Annotated in this window: 19 protein-coding genes and 1 pseudogene; 10 read left to right on the plus strand and 10 right to left on the minus strand. The window is 70.9% G+C overall.

The window, feature by feature from the left end; genetic code table 11:
• The first annotated feature begins 360 nt into the window (after window positions 1-360).
• Genes QFZ58_RS09100 through QFZ58_RS09115 form a run of 4 tightly spaced genes read left to right on the plus strand, consistent with a single transcriptional unit; the run spans window position 361 to window position 2,952 of the window.
• Window positions 361-759: an STAS domain-containing protein gene (locus QFZ58_RS09100; protein ID WP_307128807.1), complete on the plus strand. Its 399-nt coding sequence runs from the start codon at window positions 361-363 to the stop codon at window positions 757-759.
• Window positions 760-791: 32 nt separating this feature from the next.
• A complete protein-coding gene (locus tag QFZ58_RS09105) occupies window positions 792-1,448 on the plus strand; it encodes a response regulator (RefSeq protein WP_307124414.1) in 657 nt (218 codons plus the stop codon).
• Window positions 1,445-2,554, plus strand: a complete 1,110-nt coding sequence (locus tag QFZ58_RS09110; protein ID WP_307124415.1) for a PAS domain S-box protein — start codon at window positions 1,445-1,447, stop codon at window positions 2,552-2,554. Before QFZ58_RS09105 ends, QFZ58_RS09110 begins: the two co-directional genes overlap by 4 nt.
• Window positions 2,551-2,952, plus strand: a complete 402-nt coding sequence (locus QFZ58_RS09115; RefSeq protein WP_307124416.1) for a response regulator transcription factor — start codon at window positions 2,551-2,553, stop codon at window positions 2,950-2,952. The genes QFZ58_RS09110 and QFZ58_RS09115 overlap by 4 nt, the downstream gene beginning before the upstream one ends.
• Before the next feature lie 45 nt (window positions 2,953-2,997).
• Here the strand turns inward: QFZ58_RS09115 and QFZ58_RS09120 are convergent, their stop codons facing one another.
• Both QFZ58_RS09120 and QFZ58_RS09125 read right to left on the minus strand, forming a co-directional pair.
• On the minus strand, window positions 2,998-3,957 hold the full coding sequence (locus QFZ58_RS09120; protein WP_307124417.1) for a sensor histidine kinase: 960 nt from the start codon (window positions 3,955-3,957) through the stop codon (window positions 2,998-3,000).
• On the minus strand, window positions 3,954-4,823 hold the full coding sequence (locus QFZ58_RS09125) for an MEDS domain-containing protein (protein WP_307128808.1): 870 nt from the start codon (window positions 4,821-4,823) through the stop codon (window positions 3,954-3,956). Before QFZ58_RS09125 ends, QFZ58_RS09120 begins: the two co-directional genes overlap by 4 nt.
• Before the next feature lie 209 nt (window positions 4,824-5,032).
• Between QFZ58_RS09125 and QFZ58_RS09130 the strand changes: the two genes are divergently transcribed.
• Both QFZ58_RS09130 and QFZ58_RS09135 read left to right on the plus strand, forming a co-directional pair.
• On the plus strand, window positions 5,033-5,551 hold the full coding sequence (locus tag QFZ58_RS09130) for an SRPBCC family protein (protein ID WP_307124418.1): 519 nt from the start codon (window positions 5,033-5,035) through the stop codon (window positions 5,549-5,551).
• A gap of 37 nt (window positions 5,552-5,588) precedes the next feature.
• Complete coding sequence (locus QFZ58_RS09135) at window positions 5,589-7,901, plus strand: FdhF/YdeP family oxidoreductase (protein WP_307124419.1); 2,313 nt, start codon at window positions 5,589-5,591, stop codon at window positions 7,899-7,901.
• Window positions 7,902-7,967: 66 nt separating this feature from the next.
• On the opposite strand, the gene QFZ58_RS09140 is transcribed toward QFZ58_RS09135, so the two are convergent.
• The gene (locus QFZ58_RS09140; RefSeq protein ID WP_307124420.1) at window positions 7,968-9,047 is read right to left on the minus strand and encodes a PP2C family protein-serine/threonine phosphatase; all 1,080 of its coding nucleotides are present in this window, start codon (window positions 9,045-9,047) and stop codon (window positions 7,968-7,970) included.
• A 373-nt stretch (window positions 9,048-9,420) separates the two neighbouring features.
• Here QFZ58_RS09140 and QFZ58_RS09145 point away from each other — a divergent pair, with 373 nt between their 5' ends.
• Window positions 9,421-9,870 carry a spore-associated protein gene (locus QFZ58_RS09145; protein WP_307124421.1) on the plus strand — a complete coding sequence of 150 codons (450 nt, stop codon included), beginning with the start codon at window positions 9,421-9,423 and terminating at the stop codon, window positions 9,868-9,870.
• A gap of 919 nt (window positions 9,871-10,789) precedes the next feature.
• Window positions 10,790-14,737, plus strand: coding sequence for a glycoside hydrolase family 2 TIM barrel-domain containing protein (locus QFZ58_RS09150; protein ID WP_307124422.1), 3,948 nt, complete (start codon window positions 10,790-10,792; stop codon window positions 14,735-14,737).
• 113 nt (window positions 14,738-14,850) lie between these two features.
• On the opposite strand, the gene QFZ58_RS09155 is transcribed toward QFZ58_RS09150, so the two are convergent.
• The 6 genes and pseudogenes from QFZ58_RS09155 to QFZ58_RS09180 form a co-directional block, all read right to left on the minus strand.
• The gene (locus QFZ58_RS09155) at window positions 14,851-17,688 is read right to left on the minus strand and encodes a DUF5682 family protein (RefSeq protein WP_307124423.1); all 2,838 of its coding nucleotides are present in this window, start codon (window positions 17,686-17,688) and stop codon (window positions 14,851-14,853) included.
• The gene (locus tag QFZ58_RS09160; RefSeq protein ID WP_307128809.1) at window positions 17,685-18,797 is read right to left on the minus strand and encodes an AAA family ATPase; all 1,113 of its coding nucleotides are present in this window, start codon (window positions 18,795-18,797) and stop codon (window positions 17,685-17,687) included. Before QFZ58_RS09160 ends, QFZ58_RS09155 begins: the two co-directional genes overlap by 4 nt.
• A 50-nt stretch (window positions 18,798-18,847) precedes the next feature.
• Window positions 18,848-20,269, minus strand: a complete 1,422-nt coding sequence (locus QFZ58_RS09165; RefSeq protein ID WP_307124424.1) for a VWA domain-containing protein — start codon at window positions 20,267-20,269, stop codon at window positions 18,848-18,850.
• Window positions 20,266-21,655 (minus strand): annotated as a pseudogene (locus QFZ58_RS09170) (hypothetical protein). Before QFZ58_RS09170 ends, QFZ58_RS09165 begins: the two are co-directional and overlap by 4 nt.
• Window positions 21,655-22,158: a hypothetical protein gene (locus QFZ58_RS09175; protein ID WP_307124425.1), complete on the minus strand. Its 504-nt coding sequence runs from the start codon at window positions 22,156-22,158 to the stop codon at window positions 21,655-21,657. Before QFZ58_RS09175 ends, QFZ58_RS09170 begins: the two are co-directional and overlap by 1 nt.
• Before the next feature lie 154 nt (window positions 22,159-22,312).
• Window positions 22,313-22,525: a hypothetical protein gene (locus QFZ58_RS09180; RefSeq protein ID WP_307124426.1), complete on the minus strand. Its 213-nt coding sequence runs from the start codon at window positions 22,523-22,525 to the stop codon at window positions 22,313-22,315.
• Window positions 22,526-22,970: 445 nt separating this feature from the next.
• Here QFZ58_RS09180 and QFZ58_RS09185 point away from each other — a divergent pair, with 445 nt between their 5' ends.
• Window positions 22,971-24,479, plus strand: a complete 1,509-nt coding sequence (locus tag QFZ58_RS09185) for a sugar transferase (protein WP_373428537.1) — start codon at window positions 22,971-22,973, stop codon at window positions 24,477-24,479.
• Between the two features lie 81 nt (window positions 24,480-24,560).
• Here the strand turns inward: QFZ58_RS09185 and QFZ58_RS09190 are convergent, their stop codons facing one another.
• Complete coding sequence (locus tag QFZ58_RS09190) at window positions 24,561-25,544, minus strand: GDP-L-fucose synthase (RefSeq protein ID WP_307124428.1); 984 nt, start codon at window positions 25,542-25,544, stop codon at window positions 24,561-24,563.
• Window positions 25,545-25,658: 114 nt separating this feature from the next.
• On the opposite strand from QFZ58_RS09190, the gene gmd reads away from it, so the two are divergent.
• Window positions 25,659-26,672, plus strand: a complete 1,014-nt coding sequence (gmd, locus tag QFZ58_RS09195) for a GDP-mannose 4,6-dehydratase (RefSeq protein ID WP_307124429.1) — start codon at window positions 25,659-25,661, stop codon at window positions 26,670-26,672.
• Window positions 26,673-26,694: the final 22 nt, after the last annotated feature.

The raw sequence follows: 26,694 nt of genomic DNA on the forward strand, positions 1-26,694 counted from the left end.
GCCGGACGGGTGCCCGTCGGCTGACCCCCGGCCTTCCGTCGGTGCCCGCCGGGGGAGCCCCGGCCGAGGAGGAACAGCACGCAGCCGGCCGGCCGGACCGAGGTCCCCGGGACCGCTCGGCTCCTGCTCACGCTCCCCGTGCCGTCAGCCTGCATTGACGCGTGTTGACTTCCGCGCCTAGTGCAGATTCACTAGACCGACACTGATGTCCTCGCACTACGAGGCTAGTGATGCGGAAGCTGGCAACGAGGGGCCCCTCCACGGAAAGGGGCCGCGGAACCGTACTGCCCGGACACGGCAGTACGTGAGCACGGAGAGGTGCGGGACGCTGTGACCGTCTACCCGTTCACATCGCATGCCGTGGTTCATTCGGGCGTCGCGCGAGTGACTCTCGCCGGCGAACTCGACCTGGACACCGCTTCCTACGTCCGGGAGGCGGTCACGGCTTCCCTCGAAGAGCGGCCGACGGGTCTCTGCCTCGATCTGACCGGTGTCTCCTTCTGCGACTGCGCCGGCCTGAGCGCGTTGCTCAGGGCACGCTCGTCCGTTCTCCGGGCAGGCGTGGAGTTCGTCGTGGAAGGGGTCGGACCGCAGCTGGAGCGGCTGCTCTCCCTGATCGGGGCGGCCGGCCTCTTCACCGGGACGAACACGCCGGCGAACGCGGAGCCTGCTCGCCGCGCCCCGGGCACGGTCACCATCCTCCTCGGCACAGAGGCGGCGGCCACCGCGGACTCACCGCTCCCGGACCTTCTGGCATGATCGTGCGGTCCGCCACCTGCAAGGATGCACCGATGCCTTCCTCTTCCCCGCCCAGTCGACCGGTCAGGATCCTGTTGGTCGAGGACCACGACATGGTGGCCGAGGCGATCTGCCTTGCCCTGGAGCGCTCACCCGATCTGCAGATCGTGGGGCGCGCGGCGTCGGTGGCATCGGCGCTGGCCGACACGGAGCGACATACGCCGGATGTCGTACTGATGGACCGGCGCCTGCCGGACGGTGACGGGGTGAACGCCATCGGCGATCTGCTGGCGCTCGTGCCGGGCGTGCGCGTACTCATCCTGGCGGGCGAGGGCAGCGGGTCGGTAGCCGCACGCGTCGCGGAGAGCGGCGGAGCCGGCCTGATCCTGAAGGCCAGCGGTCTGCGCGAACTGGAGGACGCCGTGCGCAGGGTGGCAGCGGGTGATGTGGTGTTCGGCCAGGACTTCCTGGGCGACGTGCTGGGGCGGCTGACCGGCAGGACGCCGGGGCTCGGCACGAACCTGACGCCGCGGGAACGGGAGGCGCTTCACCTGCTGGGGGAAGGCCGCACCACCGCGGAGATCAGTGATCAGCTGGGGGTCGCCCTCAACACGGGGCGCAACCACGTCCAGCGGGTGCTGGAAAAACTGGGAGCGCGTTCCCAGCTGGAAGCCGTGACGATCGCGCGACGGGAAGGGCTCCTCACGTGACACCGGAGCCAGGACAGCCGCCGAGGCTGCGCAAGCAGGCTGCTCCGTTGTCCGAAGCGGCCTTCACCCTGCTGGTCCAGGGAGTGCTGGACTACGGCATCTTCATGCTCGATCCGCAGGGCTACATCATCAGCTGGAACGCGGGCGCGCAACGGATCAAGGGATACAGCGCCACGGACATCGTCGGACAGCACTTCTCGGTCTTCTACCCGCCCGAGGACCAGTCCTCGGGCAAACCGCAGTGGGAGCTGGAGACCGCCGTGGCCGAAGGCAGACTCGAGGACGAGGGTTGGCGCGTCCGCAAGGACGGCTCCCGGTTCTGGGCGAACGTGGTCATCACCGCCTTGTGGGACGACAAGGGCGTACTGCAGGGGTTCGGCAAGGTCACCCGCGACATGTCCGAGCGGCGGGCAGCACAACATGCCCTCAGCGAGCGACGACGGTTGTTCGATCATCTGGTCCAGGCGCAGGAGACGGAACGGCGCCGCATCGCATGGGACGTACACGACGACTCCATCCAGGCCATGGTCGCTGTCGGGATGCGGCTCGAACTGCTGGCGGAGCGGGTACCGGAGCCGTACTCCGCGGAACTGCAGCGTCTGGACGCATCGGTGCGCGAAGCCATCGGCCGCCTGCGCAGCCTGACCTTCCGGCTGCATCCGCCCGGGATCGACAGGCACGGCCTGGTCGAAGCGCTCTCCAGCCACTTGGAGGACGTCGTGGGCACCTCCTGGGGGATGGCCTACTCGTTCGGACACCAGCTGGACCGCGAGCCCACGCCCGAGACGGCCATCACGGTCTTCCGCATCGTCCAGGAGGCGTTGCTGAACGTGTACAAGCACGCACGCGGGAGCAGGGTCGACGTCCGGATCGAGTCGGCGGACGGGGGCCTCCTGACGCGCGTCGCGGACGACGGAACGGGTGCACCGATGTCCAAGGACGGAACCCACGAGCACTTCGGCGTCATCGAGATGCGGGAGAGAGCCGAGACGGCAGGAGGATGGTGGTCCATGCACAGCCGGCCCGGGACGGGGACGACGGTGGAGTTCTGGGTGCCGAACCCTCTTCCGCTTGCGGCGACGGCGCAGACGGACGACGCACCGTGACCGCGGCGGTCCCGGAGGGTCCCCGCGGCGCACCTCTGAGCGTGCTCCTGTGCGACGACAACGTGTTGCTGCTGGAAAGCATGAGCGAGCTCGTGCGGGCGCAGCCCGACCTGGAGCTCGTGGGCACCGCGTGCGACGGCGAGCAGGCGCTCCGGCTCGCATCCCGGCACCGGCCGGACCTCGTGGTCCTGGACGTCCGCTTCCCCGGCGGCGGCCACACGGTCGCCAGGGACCTGGGGCGGTGTTCACCGGGCACCCGGATCGTGGCGTTCTCCGCGTACGACGACAAGGGTTCCGTCGAGCAGATGATGGCCGCCGGCGTCTCCGACTACGTACTCAAAGGTGCGAGCAACCGGGAACTGCTCGCGGCTCTGCGCCGGGCGGCGGAACCTCGGTGAACGTCTGCCGTGGAGGGTTCGGTACCTTGCGGGGACTCCCCCGGCTCACTCCCTCCCCATGTGGAGTCGCAGGACGAGACCGCGCGCTGCCGCTCGGATCTCCACCAGATCGCACAGCTGATGCATGATCCACACGCCTCGGCCGCCGGTCGCGGCCCGAGGATCGGGCCGACGGCGGCCCGTGAGGGGATCGGCCAGCAGCCCTTGGTCGCTGATCTCCGCGACGAGCTCCCCGTCGGCACACCACATGCGCAGAGTCCCGCGGCCACCGCCGTGGCGCACCGAGTTGCTGGTCGCCTCACCGATGGCCAGGAGCCAGTCCGTGCGGCGGGCATGTGACAGACCGGCGGCGGCGGCCCAGCGATCGGCCTCGTCGCGCACGGACGCCAGGCCCTGCTCGCCGAAGGGGACGACGACGGCGTCCGGCGGCTCGGGCAGCGGGGTGTCGCAGTCGCGACAGACGTCGTGGGGATCGGTGTAGTGGGAGCTGACGCTGTAGGCCATGGGATCACCGACGACCGGGTGGGTGCGGTAGGCCTGTGCCAGCACCTCCGCGGGCAACGCCGTGTCGTAGGGACAGAGAATGCTGACCCGGCGCCCGGTGAAGGCGAGGTTGATCAGCGCTTCGTGGCGAGTCGCTTCCCACGCCTCCGCCGGCGTACGCCCGATCCAGATCGGCTCTCCCACGATCGACACGTGGGTGTGCGCGTCCTCCGTACGGTCGGCGAACTCCTGGAGCATCGACAGGATGCGTCCCGGATTGCGCCCCGCCCGGTACATGTCCACCCATGTGACGTGCTCGCGGTTGTCGTCGACGAGGTCCTGCAGAAGCTGAAGGCGCGGGCCGGGCACAGCCACCAGTACGGGACGCTCGCGGTTCACGGCGTCCTGGACGAACGTCCCGACTCCGTCGAGGTACTCGTCCTGGGTGCCGTAGAACAGCGCCGGGTGGTGGAAGGCGGCCTGCCGGCCGACACCGGCCGAGGCCGGCTCGTAGGTCGTCATCGGTCCACGACCTCCACCATTGATTCGAGCTCCGGAAACAGTTGCAGCAGTCGCCGCAGGGGCGAAGGGGGCTGCCGGACCAGCAGCGGCATGCCACCCGGCCGCCCGGCTGCGGCTTCGGTCAGCACGGCCAGCGATGCCGCGTCCAGGTGGCGCAGGGCCGCGAGGTCCAGGTCCGTCCGCGACGCCGTCCCGCTCGAGATGACGGCAGCCGCGGCGGCGACTGCGTCGCGTGTGTCGTATCCGGCCGACCCGGACATCAGCAGGCCGGGCCGGTCCGCCAGCGGAGCGACCCGCAGGCGGGGGGCTACGTGCGGCTCCCCCCTGTGCGTCAGGTGGGCACTCGCCATGACGCCCACGTACTCGTCCGCCATCAGGCGACGGTCGTAGAAGCACCACGCCGTCAGCGGCAGCCGTTCGAGAACCTCGTGGTGTATGCGGAGTTCGTACTCCAGCAGCCGGTCGGCGCCGGTGACGTCCCTCGCACCCCAGGACATCTCACCGATCGTCCGTACTCCTCGGTATCCCGAGGCCCAGGCCCCTTCCACCGCGTCGTGCCACAGCCCGATCATCGTGTCCGGATCGAACCCGGAACCGGCCAGGTACGTCTGCGCGGCCACCGAAACGGACAGCTGTCCGCTCGTCACGGCGCCCGCGGCGTCGATGCCGGCATCGGTGAGCGCGCGCAGCACGCGTTCGGGAGGGGTGGTGTCGGCGAAATACTGCACCTGTTGGCCCTTCGCCAGTCCGCTGCGCACGAAGGCGCCGAGATGCCCGGCCCACTGCCGGTCGTCGGAGAAAACCACGCTGGTGTGGCATCCCGCCACCGACTCCTGCTCAGGGGGTGCCGTCGCCCTTCGCACCATCGCCACGCTGCGCACCCCTCGACCCGTCCGATGCAGCTTCCTTGAATATGGAAACACACGGCTGGGACACTTCTGCTTCCGACGGTGTCCCGCCTACGGGCGCACGGGGCGCCCTCGCCGGGCGTCCGCTCCTGCGAACGTCTCCGTGTGGCGGCCTTCCGCCGGGGCGATGACACTGGGCTGGGCAGTGTCCCGAGGCGAGGTGGATCATGCGTACCGTCGAGGAGACGATCGAGGTGTCGGTCCCGGTGGGCACCGCGTACAACCAGTGGACCCAGTTCAAGATCTTTCCGCGGTTCATGTCGATGGTGAAGCGGGTCGACCAGATCAGGCCCACCGTCACGGTGTGGACCATCGGCTTCGGACCGGTCCGCCGCGAGTACGCGGTCGAGACGACCGATCAGGTGCCGGACTCCCATCTGGTCTGGCGGAGTCTCGAGCGGCACCCCTGCCGTCAGGGTGACGTGACGTTCCGCCCCACCGCCGCCGGCAGTACCGCGGTCACCGTGCGGATGCGGTTCGCGCCACGCGGCCCCTTGGGGACGCTCACCACGAGCCCCTGGGCGACCGGCCGTGTCGTACGGTCCGAGCTCGGGCACTTCAAGAAGTTCGTCGAGGGCCTGGGGGAAGAGAGCGGGGCCTGGCGGGGGACCATCCGCAACGGACACGTACGGCCCACGGAACCGGAACCGCCCAGGAGCCGGGTGCCCTGCTGGCCCGTCGGCTGATCCGCGTGCGCCACCAGGGCCAGTGAGAGGCAACCCAGTGAAGAAGCCGCCCAGCGACGAGCCGAACGACGAGCTCACGGTGACCCCGCCCAAGAAATGGGCAGCGGGAGTGCCCGCGGTCGCGCACGCTCTCGAGTACTCCCTGGAACAGACGTCGCCGCAGACGGCGGGGGTGACGCTGCTGCACATGAACCAGGTGGGCGGCATCGACTGTCCGGGCTGCGCCTGGCCGGATCCGTCCCCCGGCCGGAGGCACCGCAACGAGTACTGCGAGAACGGCGCCAAGCACATCAACGACGAGGCGACGACGAGGCGGGTGACCGCCGGCTTCTTCCGCCGCCACCCGGTCTCCGACCTGGGCCGGCGCTCCGACATGTGGCTGAACCAGCAGGGGCGGCTCACCGAGCCGATGGTGAAGCGGCCCGGCTCCGACCACTACGAGCCGATCAGCTGGAAGGACGCCTTCGGGCTGATGGCGGCGGAGCTGACCTCCCTCGGCTCCCCCGACGAGGCGGTCTTCTACACCTCGGGCCGGGCCGGCAACGAGGCCGCGTTCCTCCTGCAGCTCTTCGCCAGGGCCTTCGGCACCAACAACCTGCCCGACTGCAGCAACATGTGCCACGAGTCCAGCGGCCTCGCCCTGCACGAGACGCTCGGCACGGGCAAGGGGACGGTCGGCCTGCACGATCTGCACCACACCGATCTGATCTTCCTGGTGGGCCAGAATCCCGGTAGCAACCACCCACGCCAGCTATCGGCGCTGGAGGAGGCCAAGCGGAACGGCGCCCGCGTCATCGCGGTGAACCCGCTGCCCGAAGCCGGACTGCTGCGGTTCAGGAATCCGCAGCAGGTGGGCGGGGTCATCGGCTCCGGCACCCGGATCGCCGACCGGTTCCTGCACATCCGGCCCGGCGGTGACCTGGCCCTCTTCCAGGGGCTGAACCAGTTGCTGCTCGAGGCCGAGGACGCGCGGCCGGGCGAGGTGCTGGACCACGACTTCATCCACTCCAGCACGAGTGGCTTCGAGGCTTTCGCCCGGCACAACCGCACCATCGGCCGGCAGGACATCCTCACGGCCACCGGCCTCACCCACGAGGAGATCGAGAAGGTCCGCGACGACGTCCTCGCCAGCCGGCGTGTCATCGTCTGCTGGGCGATGGGCATCACGCAGCACAAGCACGCCGTCCCCACCATCCGGGAGATGGTGAACTTCCTGATGCTGCGCGGGAACCTCGGCAAGGCAGGCGCCGGCGTCTGTCCGGTGCGTGGGCACAGCAATGTGCAGGGCGACCGGACGATGGGGATCTGGGAGCAGATGCCGGACTCCTTCCTGGATGCGCTGCAGCAGGAGTTCGCCTTCGACCCGCCTCGCGCTCATGGACTTGACTCGGTGAACTCGATCAGGGCGATGCGCGAGGGCCGCGTCGCCTTCTTCCTCGCCCTGGCCGGCAACTTCGTGCGGGCCGCTCCGGACAGCACGGTCACGGAGAACGCCATGCGCACGTGCCGCATGACCGTCCACATCTCGACCAAGCTGAACAGGTCCCACACCGTCTGCGGCCGGACGGCGCTCATCCTGCCCACCCTGGGCCGCACCGAACGGGACCAGCAGGCCTGCGGGGAGCAGTTCGTCACCGTGGAGAACTCGATGAGCGAGGTGCACACCTCCCGCGGACGCCTGAAGCCCGCTTCCCCGCTCCTGCTCAGCGAGGTCGCCATCCTGTGCCGGCTCGCCCGGCACACCCTCGACGGTGCGGCGGACATCCCTTGGAAGCTGTTCGAAGCGGACTACGGGACGATCCGTGACCGGATCTCCCGCATCGTGCCAGGGCTGCACGACTTCAACCGGCGAGTGACGCGGCCCGGCGGCATCCAGCTGCCGAACCCGGTCAACGAGGGGGTGTTCGCCACTCCCTCGGGCAAGGCGCTCTTCACCTGTAACGCCGGGGAGCCACCGCACACCCCCGCGGGGCACCTGCTGCTGCAGACTCTGCGCTCCCACGACCAGTGGAACACCGTCCCCTACACGTCCGACGACCGCTATCGCGGCATCCACGGGAACCGCCGGGTGGTCCTCGTCAACCCCTCGGACGTGCGCGAACTCGGTCTCGCGGAGGGCGCGCACGTCGACCTGGTCAGCGTGTGGGCCGACGACACCGAGCGTCGCGCCGAGGACTTCGAGGTGGTCCCGTACCCGACCGTGCGCGGTTCCGCCGCCGCCTACTACCCCGAGACCAACGTCCTCGTGCCACTGGACAGTGTGGCCGAGGGCAGTAACCAGCCGACGTCCAAGGCCGTCGTCGTCCGGCTGGAACCCGCGGCGGTTCGGCCGGCCGCGTCACCGAGCTGACCGAGGGGGCGGCGGGCGGGCGGCCTCCGGCCACCGCTCACCGCCGGCCGGACGAGCCCGCCCGGCTCACCGAACCACCACCGGCGCGGGCGGGGAGTAGATGGCGAGCATCCCCTGGTCGTCCGCGTGCCTGCCGCCCGCGTGCCGTTCGGCGTCGGCGGCGAGCGCGCTCAGGAGGAGGCCGGGGTCCTCCGCGAGGTGGGCGCCGTGCCGCGTCAGCAGACGGGGCAGGCGTGCGACCGCATCGTAGAACTGGCCCCGGGCGTTGCGCGCTTCGGTCAGTCCGTCCGTGCAGCAGATCAGGGTGGAGCCCGGGGGCAGGGGGAAGGTGTCCGTGGAGGCGTCGAAACGCCCCAGCGCGAGGAGCCCGAGTGGTGGTGCCTCCTGTGAGGGTGTGAGCTCACGCACCGTACCGTCGGGCGCGAGGACCAGGGGCGCTGGCAAACCCCGGTTGAGTACGCGCACGCGGTGGCGACCGGCGTCCAGCTCGACGAGGACGGCCGCGGTGAAGCCCTCGGACTGTTCGAGGCCGCCCCGGCGCTCCCCCTCGCGCTGAAGCTGCCGGTCGAGCCGTTCGGCCACTTCCGCCAGGTCGGAGGCGTCGTCGGCGAGGGCGTTGAAGGCCCCGACGATCACGTTGGCCGCCTGGACGGCCGCCAGTCCCTTGCCCCTCACGTCCCCGACGAGCGCACGGACGGAGCCGGCCGAGGCCCGAACCGCGTAGAAGTCGCCACCCACGAGGATCTCCTCGTCCGCGGGGGCGTAGTGCGTCGCGATCCTCAGACCGGCGATGTCCTCGGGGGGATCCGGCAGGAGCGCCCGCTGGGCGATCTCCGCCACCCGCTGGGCCCGGCCGGCCGCCGCCTCGTGGCGCTCGATCGTACGACGCAGCAGCACCGCCAGGACGATCACGCAGACAAGTGTCAACTGCCGTGCGATGCCGAGGCGCCATCCGAAGGTGCCGTCCAGCGCCACCAGCCCGGCGTGGACGACCATGGCGGCCAGGCCGACGACGACGATGGAGCGCGCCCTCATGAAAGGGGCGGCGGCGACGGGCGCCACGGCGAGCAAGGGGGCGCTGCTCACCTCACGGGGCGTGGCCAGGTCGACGACGACCGCGAACACGATGACCCCCCACGGGATCATCCACCTGGTGCGACTCCATCGGCGACCCCTCGCAGCAGACACCCTCCATCCCTACCGCATGGCCGGTGGCCTCACCTGCTGCGACCCGCGGGGGCCGTCGTCGGGGGCCGCGCCCCGGGCGAGGACGAGGTGCACCTCGGAGCCGGGGGAAGGGCTCCTGTGTCCAGTTGGTCAGGCCGGAACCCGGAAGGCGGTCGCTGACAGCCCGTCATCAGCGTTGGTGGGGGGCGGTGTCCACACCCGCCGTCCGGCAGAGGCGAACGCCTGCCGTCGACGTGGTACAGGCGTCGCGGTCACGGTGTACAACCATCCGGGCCGCTCGAGGGTCACTACAAGTGGGAGCAAACCACTCCCCAAGGCATATGGGGGAAATATGCGAACAGCACGTAACATCGCGGCCGCCGGGGCACTCACCGCTCTGGTGGTGGGCGCCACGGCCGGGTTCAGCGCGACCGCCTCCGCCGCACCCAACGTCACACCACAGGGTGTCTGCGGCAGCGCCTACAAGACCGTGAACTCGGCGGCGATCGGCTCGCTGGGCACGGTCTACCTGACGTACAACTCGTCCAACGGGAAGAACTGCGTCGCAACCATCCGCGCCAACCCGGGCACGGCCAAGGACATGTCCACCTACATCTACGTCGCCGACACCGACGCGTGGGCCGGTGACTCCGGGTCCTACACGTCGTACGCCGGGCCGGGCTACGTCTACGGCAAGGGTCACTGCGTGAGCTGGGGCGGCCACATCGCCAACGTGTACGTGTCGGTGGAGAACTCCAACTGCGCCGCACTGAGGGAGCACCGGGTCACCGACATCCGCTGACCGGGTCCGTACGGGGGCGTTCCCGTCCCGGCCCTCCCGGGCCGGACCGCGACTGCGGGACTTCTCACCCGGGCCGACGGGTGCGGGGCGGAGGAGGTGGACCACTCCTCCGCCCCGCACCCGTCCTTCGCCCCCCCACCCCTCGCACCGTCCCCTGATGCGTCCACCGGCGACGGCACCGCACGCGCCGGCACCTACCGGCCGTACGCGACCGGACCCCCTCCCGCACGACTGCGCGCCCGCCGCACCGGAGCGGAAGGAGCGATTCCCGCTCCCTGTCTTGTTCGGGACCCCTCCTCCCCCGTCACTCTTGACACCCCTCCTCCCGCGTCACTACCGTCTCGGCACGTTCTCGAACGCTGAACGAAATATCGAACGTCATGAAGGGCCAACCTCCCGCGCGCAGACGCAAGGAGCCGCATCACGATGACGACCAGCCGGGGTACCAAGGACGGCGGCGAGTGCCGTCGGGCCGGCACACAGGGCCACCGGGGCAGATCCGGGCCCTGAAGCCCGCGTCCGACGGGCCGGCACAACAGCCCATCGGCTCATCACCCCGTCAGCTCGTCGGCTGGTCGGCTGATCGGCTGGTCGGCTGGTCGGCTGGTCGGCTGGTCGGCCCATCAGCTCATGGGCCTATCGCCCCGTCGGCTTGTCGGCCTATCAGCTCATCGAGCCATCGCCCCTTCAGCACGTCGGCCCATCAGCTCATGGACCCATCGTCCCGTCAGCTCGTCGGCTGGTCGGCTGGTCGGCTGGTCGGCTGGTCGGCTGGTCGGCCCATCAGCTCATGGACCCATCGTCCCGTCAGCTCATCGGACCGTCAGCTCATCGAGCACATCGGACAGAACACGACCCACCCACGTGCCGCACACCGCACCGGCCCACGCAGCACGGTCACCCCTGGGAGTCCCCCGTCATGCAGCACCCGCCTGTCCCCGATCAGCCGGCCCGCCTCCACCGGGGCGTCAGCCGCCGTCGGCTTCTGGAGGGCGGGGCCGCCGGCTTCGGCGCGCTCGCCCTCTCCGCCCTCCCCGCCGCCCTGCCCGAAGGCGTGGCCGCACGCGCCGAGGCCGGGCCCGGTGCCTGGGAGCCCCCGGCCAACGGCTACCCGGAGTGGAACAACAACATCACGGTCTTCGACGTCGGCTCCGAGCCACCGCACACCACGCTCATGCCGTACGCGGACGTCGGTCAGGCCCTCGCCGGTGACCGCACGCACTCGCCGTGGCGGCTCGACCTCGACGGGACCTGGAAGTTCGCCTACTCCGACCGCCCCGGCGACCGCGACCCGGACTTCCACCGCACCGACCTCGACGACCGGTCCTGGGACACCATTCCCGTACCGTCCTGCTGGCAGCTGCACGGCTACGACTTCCCGATCTACTCCAACATCACCTACCCCTGGTCCGGTGCCAACGGTCTGGGCGAAGAGGCGCGGCCGCCCTTCGCGCCGACCCGCTACAACCCCGTGGGCCAGTACCGCCGCACCTTCACCGTCCCGCGCCAGTGGGACGGACGACGGGTGTTCCTGCACTTCGAGGGAGTGAAGTCCGCACACTACGTGTGGATCAACGGCGAGCCGGTGGGCTACCGCGAGGACTCCTACACCTCCGCCGAATACGACATCACCCCCCATCTGAAACCCGGCCGCAACCAGATCGCGGTGGAGGTCTACCGCTTCTCCGACGGCGACTGGATGGAGGACCAGGACATGATCCGGCTGAGCGGGATCTTCCGCTCGGTCCACCTCTTCTCCACCCCCGCCGTCCACCTGCGGGACTTCAAACTCGAGACCCCGCTCGGTGACGACTGCACCACGGCCGGCCTGTCCGTCACCGCCTCCGTGCGTGCCTACGGCGACAGCCGCGCCTCCACGACGGGGACGTACACCGTCGAGACCCAGCTCTACGACGCCGGTGGGCATCCGGTCTGGCCCCGCCCCCTGCGGCAGACCGCCGATCCGGGCTCCGTCCCGGCCGGTGAGGATGTGACCGTGCGGGCGGCCAGGGCCGTCCCGAAGCCGAAACTGTGGTCCGCCGAGCACCCCTACCTCTACACCGCCGTCCTGCGACTGCGCGACCCGGCGGGCAAGGTGACCGAGACGCTGTCGCACCGGGTGGGCCTCCGCGAGTTCGCGATCGTGGACGGGCTGATGCGCATCAACGGCAAGCCGGCCTCCCTGCGCGGCACGAACCGGCACGAGATGCACCCCGAGCGGGGCATGGCCCTGACCCGTGCGGACATGGTCACGGACATCGGGATCATCAAGCGGCTGAACATGAACAGCGTCCGCACCTCCCACTATCCGAACAACCCGCTGTGGCTGGAACTGGCCGACGAGTACGGCCTGTACCTGGTGGGCGAGACCAATCTCGAGACCCACGGCATCCGCGACGCCTACCCCGGTGACCACGCCGACTGGACCGAGGCGTGCGTGGCCCGTGCCAGGAACATGGTCCACCGGGACAAGAACCACGCCTCGGCCGTGATCTGGTCGCTCGGCAACGAGGCGGGCACGGGCTCCGCCTTCGTCGCCATGCACGACTGGATCCGGTCCTACGACGCCACCCGCGTCATCCAGTACGAGGGCGACGACCGCCCCGGGATCAGTGACATCCGCTCGGAGATGTACACCAAGCCCGCCCAGGTCGAACAGCGCGCGAAGGACACCACCGACACCCGGCCGTTCGTCCTGATCGAGTACAGCCACGCCATGGGCAACTCCAGCGGTAACTTCAAGAAGTACTGGGACGTCATCCGCCGTTTCAACGTGCTGCAGGGCGGCTGGATCTGGGATTTCGCCGACCAGGCCCTCAACTGGCCCACGCCGACGCGCAAGCTGTTCACCGAGGCCGGGCCCGGTGCGGTGAGCGGCGAGGTCCTCGCCGCCGCCGGCGCCTTCGACCGCGACAAGGGTGTCCGCGGCGGCACTGTCTTCGCCCGGAACGCGGGCCTCGACATCACCGGTTCGCTGACCCTGGAGGCATGGGTCACGCAACGGGTGAGCGGCTTCCACCAACCCGTCCTCGCCAAGGGTGACACGCAGTACGCGCTGAAACAGACCGACGGCAGCCTGGAGTTCTTCATCCACTCCGGTGGCCGGTGGACCACCGCGAGCTGGACGCTGCCGCGGGACTGGACCGGCACCGAGCACCACATCGCGGGCGTCTACGACGCCGCCGCGGCCACGCTGACCCTCTACGTCGACGGCGAGGTCAAGGCCACGAGGGCCGCCACCCGGCCGCCCGGCAGCAACACGGCGCCGCTCACCCTCGCCACCGACGCGGAACACTGGACCCGGGAGTTCAGCGGCACGGTCCGGCGGGCGCGCGTCTACGCCCGCGCCCTGACCGCGGCCGAACTCGCTTCCACCTCCCGCGGTCCCGGTGACGAGGGAGTGCGGTTCTGGTTCGACGCCGCCACCGTCGGATTCGAGGAACGACGCCCCTCCGAGCGGACGTTCCTCGCCTACGGGGGTGACTGGGGCGACAACCCCAACGACGGCAACTTCAGCGGCGACGGCATCGTCACCGCCGGCCGCGGGCACACCGGCAAGGCCACGGAGATCAAGCGGATCCACCAGGCGATCGACGTGGTGGCCGGCGGTGACGGCGCGGCCTCCGGGCGGATCACCGTCACCAACGAGTACCTGTTCACCAACCTCCGCGAGTTCGGCGGAAGCTGGACCGTGATCGCGGACGGCAGGGCGGTGCAGCGCGGGGAGCTCACCCGCGCACAGCTCGACATCGCGCCCCTGACCGGCAAGGTGGTCACCGTCCCCTTCAGGCTGCCGGACGACCCCGCGCCGGGAGCGGAGTACTTCCTCCAGCTGTCGTTCACCACCAGGGAGCCCACGAAGTGGGCCGAGGCCGGCTTCGAGGTGGCCAGGCACCAGCTCCCCCTCGACGCGGGCAGCCCTGCCGTGACACCACGGCCGCTGGACTCCGTGCCGGCACTGAGCCACGAGGAGACGGCCGGTTCCGTGACGGTGACCGGCGAGGACTTCTCCGTCACTGTCGACAAGGGCAGCGGCGTCATCACGTCGTACGAGGCGGGCGGCACGCCGCTGATCGTCTCCGGGCCGGCGCCGAACTTCTGGCGCGCCCCGACCGACAACGACGTCGGCAACGGCCAGCCGGGACGGAACGCCACCTGGCGCTACGCGGGCAGCGACCGGAAGGTGACGGGGGTCCGGGTGCGCGGGCTGCGGGACCGGGCCGTCGAGATCACCGTCAGCGGCACCCTGCCGACCTCGACGGAGTCCACGTACACCACGACGTACACCGTCTTCGGCAACGGTGAGATCAAGGTCGGCAACACCTTGCACCCGGGTGCGGCCGGCCTGCCGTACATCCCCGAGGTCGGCACGATGCTCCTCCTGCCCGGCCGGCTGCGGCACGTGCGCCACTACGGCCGCGGCCCGGACGAGAACCACTGGGACCGCAACGACGGCACCGACGTGGGTCTCCACTCCGGCACCGTTCCCGAGAAGCGCACCCCCTACCTCCGCCCCCAGGAGAACGGCAACAGGACGGACGTGCGGTGGGTGGCCCTGACGGACGGCCACGGCAGGGGGCTGCTCGCCTGCGGCGAACCGCTGCTCGAGTTCAACGCCTCGCACTTCACCCCGGAAGACCTGTCGGAGGGTGCCCGCCACGACTACCAGCTGACTCCGCGGGAGGAAGTCGTCCTGCGGCTGAACCACCGGCAGATGGGCGTCGGTGGTGACGACAGCTGGGGCGCTCACACGCACGACGAGTACAAGCTGTTCGCGGACAGGGACTACGCGTACACCTACCGGCTGCGTCCGCTGAACGACCCGGACGACGCGATGGCGGCGTCGCGTCGTCCTACGGCGACGTAGTCCCCCGCCGTACCGGCCGGCGCGGGCGTCCTCCATCCGGTGGACGGAGGACGGCCGTGCGGTCCGCCCACGGTCCGGCTCCTCGCGGGGGGGGGTGCCGGACGCCCGTTTCGTCAGGCGACCGCCAGCAGCGCCCCCAAGGCCCCGGCCGTCCCGGGGTGGCGTGCGACGAGCACCGCGCCGCCCGGCGGCGGAGCGGCGGCCTCCTCCCACGTGCCGTCGCAGCCCAGCAGCTGCGCGACGCTGTCGCACGTCGCCGGGTGGGCGGCGAGCAGCACGGCACGGCGGCCCGGGCCGCCACCGGCCACCGGCGGGGCGGCCGGAGTTTCCGGGGCGGCCTGCCACGGGGGAACCCAGGTGTCCAGCGCCGCGAGCCGGCCGGGGAAGATGCGCCCCGCCTCCCGGATCAGCAGTGGTGCCAGGTCCGCGCCGTCGGAGCGCAGGGTGCCGATGAGGGTCGGCAGCCACGGCAGCAGTACCGGGTCGGGCAGCCGCGCGAAGGCGTTCGACACGGCCTCCACGACGAAGTCGGCCAGTTGCGGCACCGGCTCGAGCGCGTGCAGGAAGCCGCTGAGGTAACGCGGATAGGCCGGCACCGCCAGGGGATCGGCCAGCAGCGCGTCACACCGGTCCCGGAGGCCGGCCCGGGAGAGCTGCCCGAGCTGCACCTGAGCCGCCCACAGCAGCGCCCTCCGCGACGGATCCCGCGGATGCGACTGTGCGAAGGCCAGCTCCAGCTGCGTACGGTCGCAGCCGAGCGACAGCGCCAGGTTCTCCATGCTGAACAGGAACCCGAGCATGGCCGCCACCTGCCGGACGGTGGCGTCCTCGTCGGTGAACGCCGTCGGCAGCAGGGTGCAGTAGTGCGCGTACCCCGTCTTGGCGAAGGACTCGATCCACGCGGGCAGCGCCGGCCGGCTGATCCGGTAGTGGGCCAGCAGCCGGCGCACCCGCCTCAGCACCTCCGGCGCACCGTCGACGCTGCGCTCGGTGGCCAGCACCTCCAGGGCACGGGTGCCGAGTTCGTCGGCGAGGCGGTCGCTGCGCAGGTGGAGGACCGCGTCCTCGACGGCTTCCAGGACGGTGGCGGCTGTGGCGTTCGCGGCGTACGCCGTGCGGCGCAGGCGCTGCTCCAGGACCTGCTCGATGCTGACGCCCTCGTAGCCGAGTTCGATCAGCGCCCGCTGGTGGGTGCCCAGGGCGAGGTCCCAGGACTCCTGGATCGACCGTTTGCCGAGCCCCCGCTCGCCCATGATCGGCCGGGCCGCACCGTGCGGCATCAGGTGGCGCAGCATCCACAGGACGTCGGACACCTGCTCGAGCTCCGGCCGGGAGGCCATGTCCAGCAACGCGCGCCGCACGCCGCGCTGCTGGAGCTTGAGGTTCAGCGGGGCCAGCCGGTCGTGCACGTCGCGGGCCAGGGGCGGCAGGGCGTCGTACCCGACCTGGCCGACCCGGTCGCCGCCCATGAGGATCTCCACGAGGCGGCGCACGTCGCGCCGGCCGGGCACGGTCTCCTTCTCGATGCAGGTGACCGCGGCGTCCTGGAAGTCGTACGGGGTGGGCTTGGCCCGGTCCCGCATCCCGGCGAGCAGGATCGACGTCTCGAAGACGGCGATGGCGTCGGCGGTGGAGGCGAGGTAGTTGTTCCGGCGTGCGGAGCGCACGATCTCCACCGACCAGCCGAGCAGTTCCGCCTCGTCCAGGCGGTCGAGGGCGGGCGGGCTCTGCAGGAATCCGGAGAGCTTGTCCGGGAGCGTGTCCCCCACGGCGGTGGGTGCCGCGGCCGATGCGGTCCTGCGGGGCCCGGCCGCCTTCTTGGCGCCGGCCTGGCCCGCGAGCCGGAACGGCTGCACCCGGGTGCGCCTGAGGTTCTTCGACCACTGGGTGGCAGCGATCGACACGGAGCCCGCGGCGAGGCCGAACTGTGCCTCGATCGCCGTGTGGCTGGACGGGATCAGGCCGTGCTGCCAGGTGCTCCCGCTCGGCGGGGTGATCTCGAAGGTGTCGCTGCCGTGGACACCGAACTCCGGGACACGGCTGGACGCGTGGAACGCGCCGCAGACGTAGAGGCAGTCCTCCGGATCGGTGCCGGACGCGGCGAGGTGTGCCCGCATCCGGGTCCACATGTGGCGCTCGCGGTCCTCGTCCGCCCTGACCCGGTCCCGGTCGCCGGGTGCCAGCCGGCGGAACAGGCTGCCGATCAGCAGCATGACCTGCCGGTAGGTGTCGTGGTCGCTGTCGCCGAGCGGCAGCTCGACGTACTGGTGCCACCACTCGGACCAGTGCCGCACCTTGCCGTGGTTCAGCAGGTGTTCCTCCAGCTCGGCGAAGCGGGGCCGCAGGTCGCCGATCTCCACGCCGACCGCGTCGCCGTGCAGGGCCGCCTCCTCGTCGGCCGGCGGTGCGTCCGGGCCGGCGGGCCCGGCGGCCGGTGTGCCGCCCGCCCGCCACTGGAACACATGGTCCGAGGAGCGGTCGACGAGGACGAGCTCGACGTCCGGTGTGTCCAGTGCGTAGGCGATGGCCTGGTACTCGGCGGACGCCTCGGTGATCGGTGCGACGACCGACAGCGGCGCCCATTCGGCGGGAAAGCCCTTGACCTCGCTCGCGAACGCCTGCACGGCCACCGGGAGCCTGCAGTTGCGCAGCTCGGACAGGAGCGGCGCCATGTCCTCGCACAGTTCGAGGTAGACGACCTTCGGCTGCTTCTCGCGCAGCCGCCGTGCCATCGCGACGGCCGAGGCCGGCGAGTGGTGGCAGACGGGGAAGATCTCGAGCGGTTCGCGCACTGCCCGGTCGACGTCGTCGACGATGCCGAGGAGGATGCCCTCCAGCGCGTCTGGCCCGTCGGCGAACTCGGTGGCAGCCTGCTGCAACTGGCCGCGCAGCGCCTCGAAGCTCGTCGCCGCGCCCACGGACTTCCCGGGGTCCACGGAGTGCGGGCTCACGACAGGGTGGCGATCGCGTCGCGGCCGCCCTCCAGGAACTCCGGCCAGGAGCCGCCCTCTTCCCTGCTGCGCGGTTCGACGACGCCGTGCAGGTACTTGTTGAGGATGGCGAGGTCCTCGGGTTCGCGGCGCGCCAGCGAACCGACGAGCGAGGAGGCGAGCGTGCGGGCCGTCAGCTCCCGTTCTCCGAAGAAGTTGCTGTGCAGGATGGCGTCCTCGAGCACGCCGATCTGCTCGGCGCTGGACAGCGCGGACTCCAGCTTCTCGTCGTCGCTGCCTGCCGCGGCCGAGGAGGCGCGCAGGTCGGCGAAGCTCTGCAGCAGCACGTCCAGCAGGGTCGGCGGCACGTCCAGCTCGATGCGGTGGCGGCGCAGCAGCTCCTCGGTGCGGAAGCGGACGATCTCCGCCTCGCTCTTCTTGTTCGTCACGACGGGGATGCGGACGAAGTTGAAGCGGCGCTTGAGCGCGGACGAGAGGTCGTTGACTCCCCGGTCGCGGCTGTTGGCCGTGGCGATGACGGAGAACCCGGGCTTGGCGAAGACGATGTTGTCGCTGTCCATCTCCGGGACCGAGATGTACTTCTCCGACAGGATCGAGATCAGTGCGTCCTGGACGTCGCTGGTGGAGCGGGTGAGCTCCTCGAAGCGGCCGATCGCGCCGGTCTCCATGGCGGTCATGATCGGCGAGGGGATCATCGACTCACGCGACTGGCCCTTGGAGATCACCATGGACACGTTCCACGAGTACTTGATGTGGTCCTCGGTGGTGCCGGCCGTGCCCTGCACCACCAGGGTGGAGTTGCGGGAGATCGCGGCGGACAGCAGTTCCGCCAGCCAGCTCTTGCCCGTCCCCGGGTCACCGATCAGCAGCAGGCCGCGGTCGGAGGCCAGGGTGACGATGGAACGCTCGACGAAGCTGCGGTCCCCGTACCACTTCTGGGGGATCTCCCGGTCGAGGCCGTCGGAGCGCTCGGACCCCAGGACGAACAGCCGGACCATCTTCGGCGACAGGCGCCAGGAGAACGGCTTGGGGCCGTCGTCGACCGACTCGAGCCAGTCCAGCTCTTCGGCGTACTTGATCTCGGCGGGGGCGCGCAACAGGCCGGACATATCGGTGCCTCTCTCAGTCATGGATGCGGTGCGGGTTCCGGAGGAAGACGTCAGGTGAGAAATGTCTTGAGCTCGTGGACGAGCTTGCGAATGTGGCCGGAGAGCACCGGGGTCCCCTGGTCCTTGAAGCGCTCCCGGAACCACGGGTTGACGCTTGCGCGGCCGGAGCTGGTCACCGAGCCGACCGGGATGAACTTGGCCCCTGAGCGGTGGATGGCGGCCATGCTCTCGAAGAGCGGCTCGCTCTGCCATTCGTAGAAGTCCGAGATCCACACCACGGCGGTGTTGCGGGGTTCGGCGATCTTCGGCTGGGCCAGGGCCATGGCGACCGTGCCGTCGGTGCCGCCTCCGAGGTTGGTGCGCAGCAGGGTCTCGAAGGGGTCGTGCACCCACGGCGTGAGGTCGAGGGCCTGGGTGTCGTACGCGATCAGGTGGACGTCGACCTTGGGCAGGCCCGCGAAGATGGAGGCCAGGATGGTGCAGTTGACCATGGAGTCGACCATGGAGCCGGACTGGTCGACGACCACGACCAGCCGCTGGGGCGTCGTCTTCCTGGCGGTGTGGCGGTAGAAGAGGCGGTCGACGTAGAGCCGTTCCTCCTCGGGGCTCCAGTTGGTGAGGTTCTTCCAGATCGTGCGGTCGAGGTCCAGATTCCTGAACACCCGCTTCGGCGGGACCGACCGGTCCAGGGCTCCGACGCCCGACTTCTCCACCTGGGTCCGCAGTACCTCGGCGACCTCGTCGACGAAGCGGCGGATGAGGGCCTTGGCGTTGGCGAGGGCGACGCCGGACAGATTGTCCTTGTCACGCAGCAACTGTTCGATCAGCGACATGCTCGGGGTCAGCTGCCCGGCGAGCTTCGGGTCGGCCAGCACCTCGCGCAGACGCATCCGCCCGACGAGGTCGGCCTCGATGGAACCGAGCGCGGGACCGATCTCCGGGATCAGCCGGCCGAGGCCGGGTGTCCGGCCGCCACCGCCCGTGCCCGCCGGGCTGACGCCGGGGCGTGCCGCGCGGCCGCCGCGCAGCTCCCCCGGCGTGCAGCCGAGCGCGCGCTCCAGCCAGCCCGCGTCGGACTGCCAGCGCGACAGCTGTCCGGCGGTGACGGCACCCCGGCCCTGGTGGAAGACGTTGAGGAGGACCTTCGACACGAGAGCGGCACGCCGTACTTCGGCGGCCCGGTCGCGGCTGTCGCCGCCGGCGTCGTGCGCGGTGTCCTCGTCCGGCACCATCAAGCCGTCGAACGCGGCGGCCAGTGCGGGGTGGCGTTGCACGACCGAGTCGACCGAGGCCTGCGGGTCCAGCAGCGCGGGCGGCAGCCCGATGTCCTCGACGACGGCGAGGCTCGCCGATTCGAGTGTGGCCTGCTCCTCGGGGTCGAAGAGCCGGGCGAGCAGGCGCCAGTACAGGACCTGCCGGCGGTTGTCGTGGGAGGTCGCGTGGGTCGCCTCGTGACCCTGCTGTCCGGTCATTTCCGCAGCAGCTTTCCGGCGCGCTCGGCGAGCACCCGCACGGTGTCGGTGGCGGCCTTCTCCCCCTTGGCCCCGGCCTTGTCCGCCGTGCCTCCGGCCCACGCACCCGCGTGGACCGCGGCCACCTTCCTGCGCACCGTGGTCTCCACGGCGAGCGGCTGGACGGCGAACGTCCCGGCGTCCCAGCGGAGCAGGCCTATGCAGGCGTTCGACGTCGCGACCGCCCCCGGGGTCAGCGGACCCGCGACGGGAATGCGGTCGGTGTCGACGGCCAGCGCCGTGCCGGCGACGGTGAACGTCACCTCGTCGTCGTCCGTCCCGACGGAGTAGCCCTCCAGGAGGACCGGGACGGCGATGTGCGCCGGATGCCGGTCCAGCGGCGCGGTCGTGGGGCAGGCCGCGGTGGGCAGGGCCACGCGTGCGGTGACGAAGGCGTCGGCCGGCTCGCCCGGGCGTGCGTGCCCGTCGCTCCACACGAGATCGCCCCCCGGCGGTGACGGGCATGTCGGTGAGCTCCATCGAGCGGCCCTCACCGGCGGCCGTCAGAAGTGACATGTGCGGCCGGAGCAGCTGCCAGACGCCGGCTCCGACGACCGTGTCGGGCTTGGGCGCCGACACACTTGCGCGTACGAGCCGGGGCGTGGAGCCGTCGGCGGGCTCGAACACGGCGTGCACCTGCGCCTGTGCGGCGGTCGCGTGCTCCTGTACGTCGACGCCGAGGGGCAGCAGGCGGCCGGTGGCCGTCCCGGTGGGGGGCCGGCCCGCCGCGCCGGGCACGGTCAGCAGCACCGCACGCGACCAGAGGTCGCCCCAGCGGCGCACCGGAACGCGTTCCAACGTGGCGCCGGGGCAGGACGCGGCCAGTTCGGCGGCGAAGCCGTCGAGGAGCGTCGCCAGGCGGCGCAGGGCGGGGTCGGGAAGCATCGCGGAGACGACCTCCGCCGCCCCGGAGACCACCTCGTGGTCGATGCCCTGCCAGCCGCAGCGTGCCAGGTCGGACAGCCAGGCGCGGGCGGCCGCGAGCAGATTCGCCGCCTGCGGTGGGGCTGCCGCTTCCGGTGCCCCGTCGTCGTGGGGCCGGCCGGTCGCCTCGTGGACGCGGGACAGCAGCGCGTCGTGGACGGAGCCGAGCAGTGCGGTACGGGCGGCGGCCAGGGCGACGAAGTGGTCCTCGCCCGCCGCCCCTGCCGCGGCCTTCTCGGCCGCTTCGGTGACCAGGGCGGCCAGCGGGGTCCCCGCGACAGCCTCGGCGAGTGCGGCCGGACCTGCGGCACCGCCGGCGCGGGGTCGCAGCAGCCCGGTGACGAGGGCGTCGTCGAAGGCGTCGACGACGGCGAGGGCGTCGTCGAGCCCGTCGACGGTCCCGGTCAGCAGGTCGGTGCGCATCACGCCACCGCCCGGGTCGGCGGGAAGAAGTGCATCTCGGGCAACGGCGTCGTGGCGGGGGCGAGTTCCAGGTAGGCGAGGTGCCGCAGGAACCGGCTGAAGACGGCTGCGGCGGCCTTGGCCGCGTCCGGCGAGGGCCGCGTGGCGGTCATGGCCCGGCGCAGCCGCTCCGCGTCACGCTCCTCTTGCGGGACGTCGACCTTCAGGTAGCGGGCGACGCGCTCGGGGCCGTACTGCAGGACCGCCTGGTCGACCAGGGCCCCGATGTGGTTGCAGAACGATCCGCGCGCACCGCCGCAGGGCCGGTTGTTGTTGGTGCTGCACGCGAACGCGTAGCTCCCGGCCGCGACGGACGACACGTACACCCGCCCGATGTCGGACCCGCTGGACACCACTCCCTGCAGACGCCCGTCGGCCAGCTCGACGAACGGCACCTTGGCGAGCTTGCGCGGCCGTGCGGGTGGTACCACCCGCGCCGTGCTCGACCTCTCCCAGACCGACAACGCGTCATCTCCTCCGCAGCAGGGGGTCGTTCACGCCACCTCGGCGGGAACACGACTGAACCTACGTGCGAGCACTGACAACGCCGGCCGAGCGGGACGGGCCGGCCGGTCTCCCCGCGGCCCGGGCGGGGTCCGGCCCTGGAAGCCGTCTGTGTCAGTCGGGCAGCGGCACCCGGATGACGGGATCGAACGGGCGCTTGTTGAACCCGGTGCGCAGGTTGCGGCACTCCGGCGCCTTGCACATGAAGAACTCCTCGACGGCCTTACGGCCCGTGCGGTCCTTGAGCCACGCCTTCTCACCGGGGGTGAGCGACCGGTGTTCCTCGTCGGAATCGCAGGTGGAGCAGTACATAGGACGTGATGCCATGAAATCTCCCGAATCAGACGGACAGGCAGACAGGAGCATACGGAGATCGGCACGCCCCTGTCAGGGGCGCGCGCTGCCGGTCCGTGCGCCCGGCGCGAGCCGGGTGACTCGGCCCGCCCGTACACGGTCGTGTGGCGGCGACGGGGTGGACGGCCTCCCGCACCCAGGCGCTGAAGCTCGTACGCCTACCGAAAGCCACCAGATCCGAACAGCCGTCCACAGTTCCGGAGATCGTTCCGGAACGCCCCAGGACCGGACCCGTCCACAGCGCCTGAACTTCACGGGAACTCCAGCGAAATGGCACGTGTGTGGATATCGTGCACCGAGCGAGGGCGCATCCGTCAGTCCATGGGATCGGCGGATGCGTCCCGTTTGTGGGGATGCGACTGTGGCTGGGGGGTTCATGGGGCATGTCGAATTACCTGAATGGGACATATCAGGGCCTGTGGGTGTCGCGGGAGCTCCGCGACCGCGACACCCACAGGCCCTGAACCGCACGGCGGCGCTCGAGCAGTCATGGAGAGCCCCGGCCGTTCGGCGCGACCACGCCGAACGGCCGCACACCAGGAAGAGACCGCCGAGGCGCCTGCCGCTCCTCGTCCTGACCGACCTTCTGGGACTGGGGGTTCCCGCCTGGGTCGTTCTGCACACCGGAGACCAGCCGAGACCGCTGCTCGCCGGGACGTCGGCCGCACTCGTGTGGGCCGGGGTGCGTGCGGTGCGCGGCCGGTACACGGACCGCCTTCCGGGCGCGTCAGGCACCGGGGCCTCGCACCACTTCGCGGGTGACTGGCTGGTGCTCCTCGGGATACTCGCCGTGCTGGCGGCCCTCACGGGCATGTCTCCCGATCCGGCGACAGCCGTCGCGGCACTGGTGCCCGGCCCGATCGTGGCCGCCCTCGCCCTGGCGGCGGACCGGTGGCGGGCCACCAGGCAAGGACGTGCGGTGCGCCGGGTGCTGGTCGTCGGCGAGGCGGCAGGCCTGGACCGCGCCGTAGGGCTGCTCAACTCCCGTTCGGGGCGGGGATACACGGCTGTCGCCGCCATACCGGTGGGGCCGGCGGTACCCGGCTGCGAGGCGCCGGTGCCCGGCCGGCTCGCTCCGGATCCGGCCGACGACGACGTGTCCACGGTGCTCGGCGGCGCCTTCGCCCATGACGCCGATCTGGTCCTCATCGCACCGGGCCCGCAGCTCGACGAGGACCGGCTGCGCCGGCTGTCGTGGGGCCTGCACGACAGTGGACTGGCGCTCTGCGTGCTGTCGGAACTCTCAGGGGTCGCCGCCGGCCGGGTGCGCCCGGCCTCCACCGCCGGCCTCACACTGCTGCACGTCGCGCCGCCGCTGCGGCACGGCCCGCAAGTGGCACTCAAGTCCCTCGTGGACCGGTCCGGCGCCGCACTGGGGCTGCTGGTCCTCGCCCCGCTGTTCCTGGCGGTCGCGCTGGCGGTGCGGCTCTCGTCGCCGGGGCCGGTGTTCCACCGCCAGACCCGGCACGGGCGGCACAACAGACCTTTCACCATGTGGAAGTTCCGCACGATGGTCGCGGACGCGGAAGCTCTCAGGGAGCAGCTCTCACCGGTGAACGAGAGCGAGGGCCCGATGTTCAAGATGCGCCGCGATCCGCGGGTGACCCGCATCGGCCAGGCCCTGCGCCGTACGTCCGTGGACGAACTCCCCCAGCTGCTGAACGTGTTGCGGGGTGACATGTCCCTGGTAGGTCCGCGGCCTCCATTGCCGGAGGAGGTGTCCCGCTACGACGAGCGGGAGCTGCGGCGGCTGGCGGTGAGGCCGGGACTGACCGGCCTGTGGCAGGTCAGCGGCCGTTCGGACCTGTCCTGGCAGGAGACGGTGTCGCTGGATCTCTGGTACGTCGACAACTGGTCGGTGGCCACGGACGTGGGACTCCTCGCCCGTACGGTGCGTGCCGTCACCGACGGCCGCGGGGCCTACTGAGTGGAAGGGCGACGGATGCGAAGAGCCCCGGCGGGGCACACCGGGAAGTCACGGTGCGCCCCGGCCCGGCCGGCCGGGAGGTCAGCCTCTCGGCGCCGACCGGCCGAGCCACCAGGCGTAGGTACGGGCGATGCCGTCCCGCAGGGGGATGCGCGGGGTGAAGCCGAGGGAGGACAGCCGGGACACGTCGAGGAGCTTGCGCGGGGTGCCGTCCGGCTTCGAGGTGTCCCAGGCGATCCGCCCTCGGTACTCGGTCACCTCGCGGACCGTCTCGGCGAGTTCGCGGATCGTGAGGTCCTCGCCGCAGCCGACGTTGACCGGCTCGTCCCCGTCGTACGCCTCCAGCAGCCGTACACAGGCGGCGGCCAGATCGTCGACGTGGAGGAACTCGCGGCGCGGGCTGCCGGACCCCCACAGCGTGATTTCCGGCGCCCGGTCGCGCTTCGCCTCGTGGAACCGGCGGATCAGGGCCGGCAGCACGTGCGAGGTCTCCAGGTCGAAGTTGTCGCCGGGGCCGTAGAGATTGGTGGGCATGGCGCTGATGTACGAGGCGCCGTACTGCCGGCGGTACGCCTGGGTCTGCGCGATTCCGGCGATCTTCGCCAGCGCGTACGCCTCGTTGGTCGGCTCCAGCGGGCCGGTGAGCAGCGAGTCCTCCCGGATCGGCTGCGGGGCGTGCTTGGGGTAGATGCAGGACGAGCCGAGGAAGAGCAGCCGCCGGACCCCGGCGGCGTGCGCGCCCGCGATGACGCTGAGCTGGATGCGCAGGTTGTCCTCCAGGAACTGCACCGGGTAGGTGCTGTTGGCCATGATCCCGCCCACCTTGGCGGCGGCCAGGACGACGACGTCCGGCCGTACGTCGCGCAGGAACGCCTCGGTCGGTGCCGCGTCGCGCAGGTCGAGGTCGTCGCGGCCGCGGGTGAGCACCTCGTGGCCGTCGGCAGTGAGGCGGCGCACCAGCGCGGAGCCCACGAGGCCGCGGTGGCCCGCGACGAATATGCGCGAGCCGGGACCGAGCAGGGGGCGTGCCGGTTCCTGGGGAGGGCCGGGGAGGTCAGTCGTCATGGCTCGGATTGTGCCAGCAGCACCCCGCCTTGGTGATGTTTTGCTGCAATACGCTCAGATCATGATATTTCGGTGCACCAACCGCCCGTAGGGCGACCACAGAAGGGGGGAGTCATGGCGAAGTCCGCGCTCATCACCGGCGTGACCGGCCAGGACGGTTCGTACCTGGCGGAGCTGCTGCTCGAGAAGGGCTACACCGTCCACGGCCTGATACGCCGTTCGTCCAGCTTCAACACGGAGCGGATCGACCACATCTATCAGGGCCCCGAGGAAGCGGACCGCTCCTTCGTCCTGCATCACGCCGATCTCTCAGACGGCGTCGCCCTGGTGAACCTCCTCCGTGAGATCCAGCCCGACGAGGTGTACAACCTGGGGGCGCAGTCCCACGTCCGGGTGTCCTTCGACGCGCCGCTGTACACGGGTGACGTCACGGGCCTGGGAACCATCAGGCTGCTGGAGGCGGTGCGCGCCAGCGGCATCGAGACACGGATCTACCAGGCGTCCTCGTCCGAGATGTTCGGCGCGACCCCGCCCCCGCAGAACGAGGGCACCGCCTTCCACCCGCGCAGCCCGTACAGCGTCGCCAAGGTGTACGCGTACTGGGCGACGGTCAACTACCGCGAGGCTTACGGCATGTTCGCGGTCAACGGCATCCTCTTCAACCACGAGTCGCCCCGGCGCGGCGAGACCTTCGTGACCCGCAAGATCACCCGCGGGGTGGCCCGGATCAAGGCGGGCCTGCAGGACCGGCTGCATCTGGGCAACCTCGATGCCGTACGGGACTGGGGGTACGCCCCCGAGTACGTGGACGCGATGTGGCGGATGCTGCAGTGCGACACCCCGGACGACTACGTGGTGGCCACCGGGGAGGGCGTCAGCGTCCGGCAGTTCGTGGAGTACGCCTTCGAGCACGCGGGCCTCGACTGGGCGGAGCACGTCCGCTACGACCCCAAGTACGAGCGTCCCAGTGAGGTCGACGCCCTGATCGGGGACGCCTCCAAGGCCGAGGAACTGCTCGGCTGGAAGCCCGGGGTGAAGTCGCAGGAGCTGGCCAGGATCATGGTGGACGCGGACATCCGGCTGCTGGCCGACCAGCTCACGGGAGCGGCCGTGCGGGTGGATCGATGAGACGCCGTCACCTCGGCGGGCA

Source organism: Streptomyces sp. B1I3 (assembly GCF_030816615.1).
Lineage (GTDB): Bacteria > Actinomycetota > Actinomycetes > Streptomycetales > Streptomycetaceae > Streptomyces.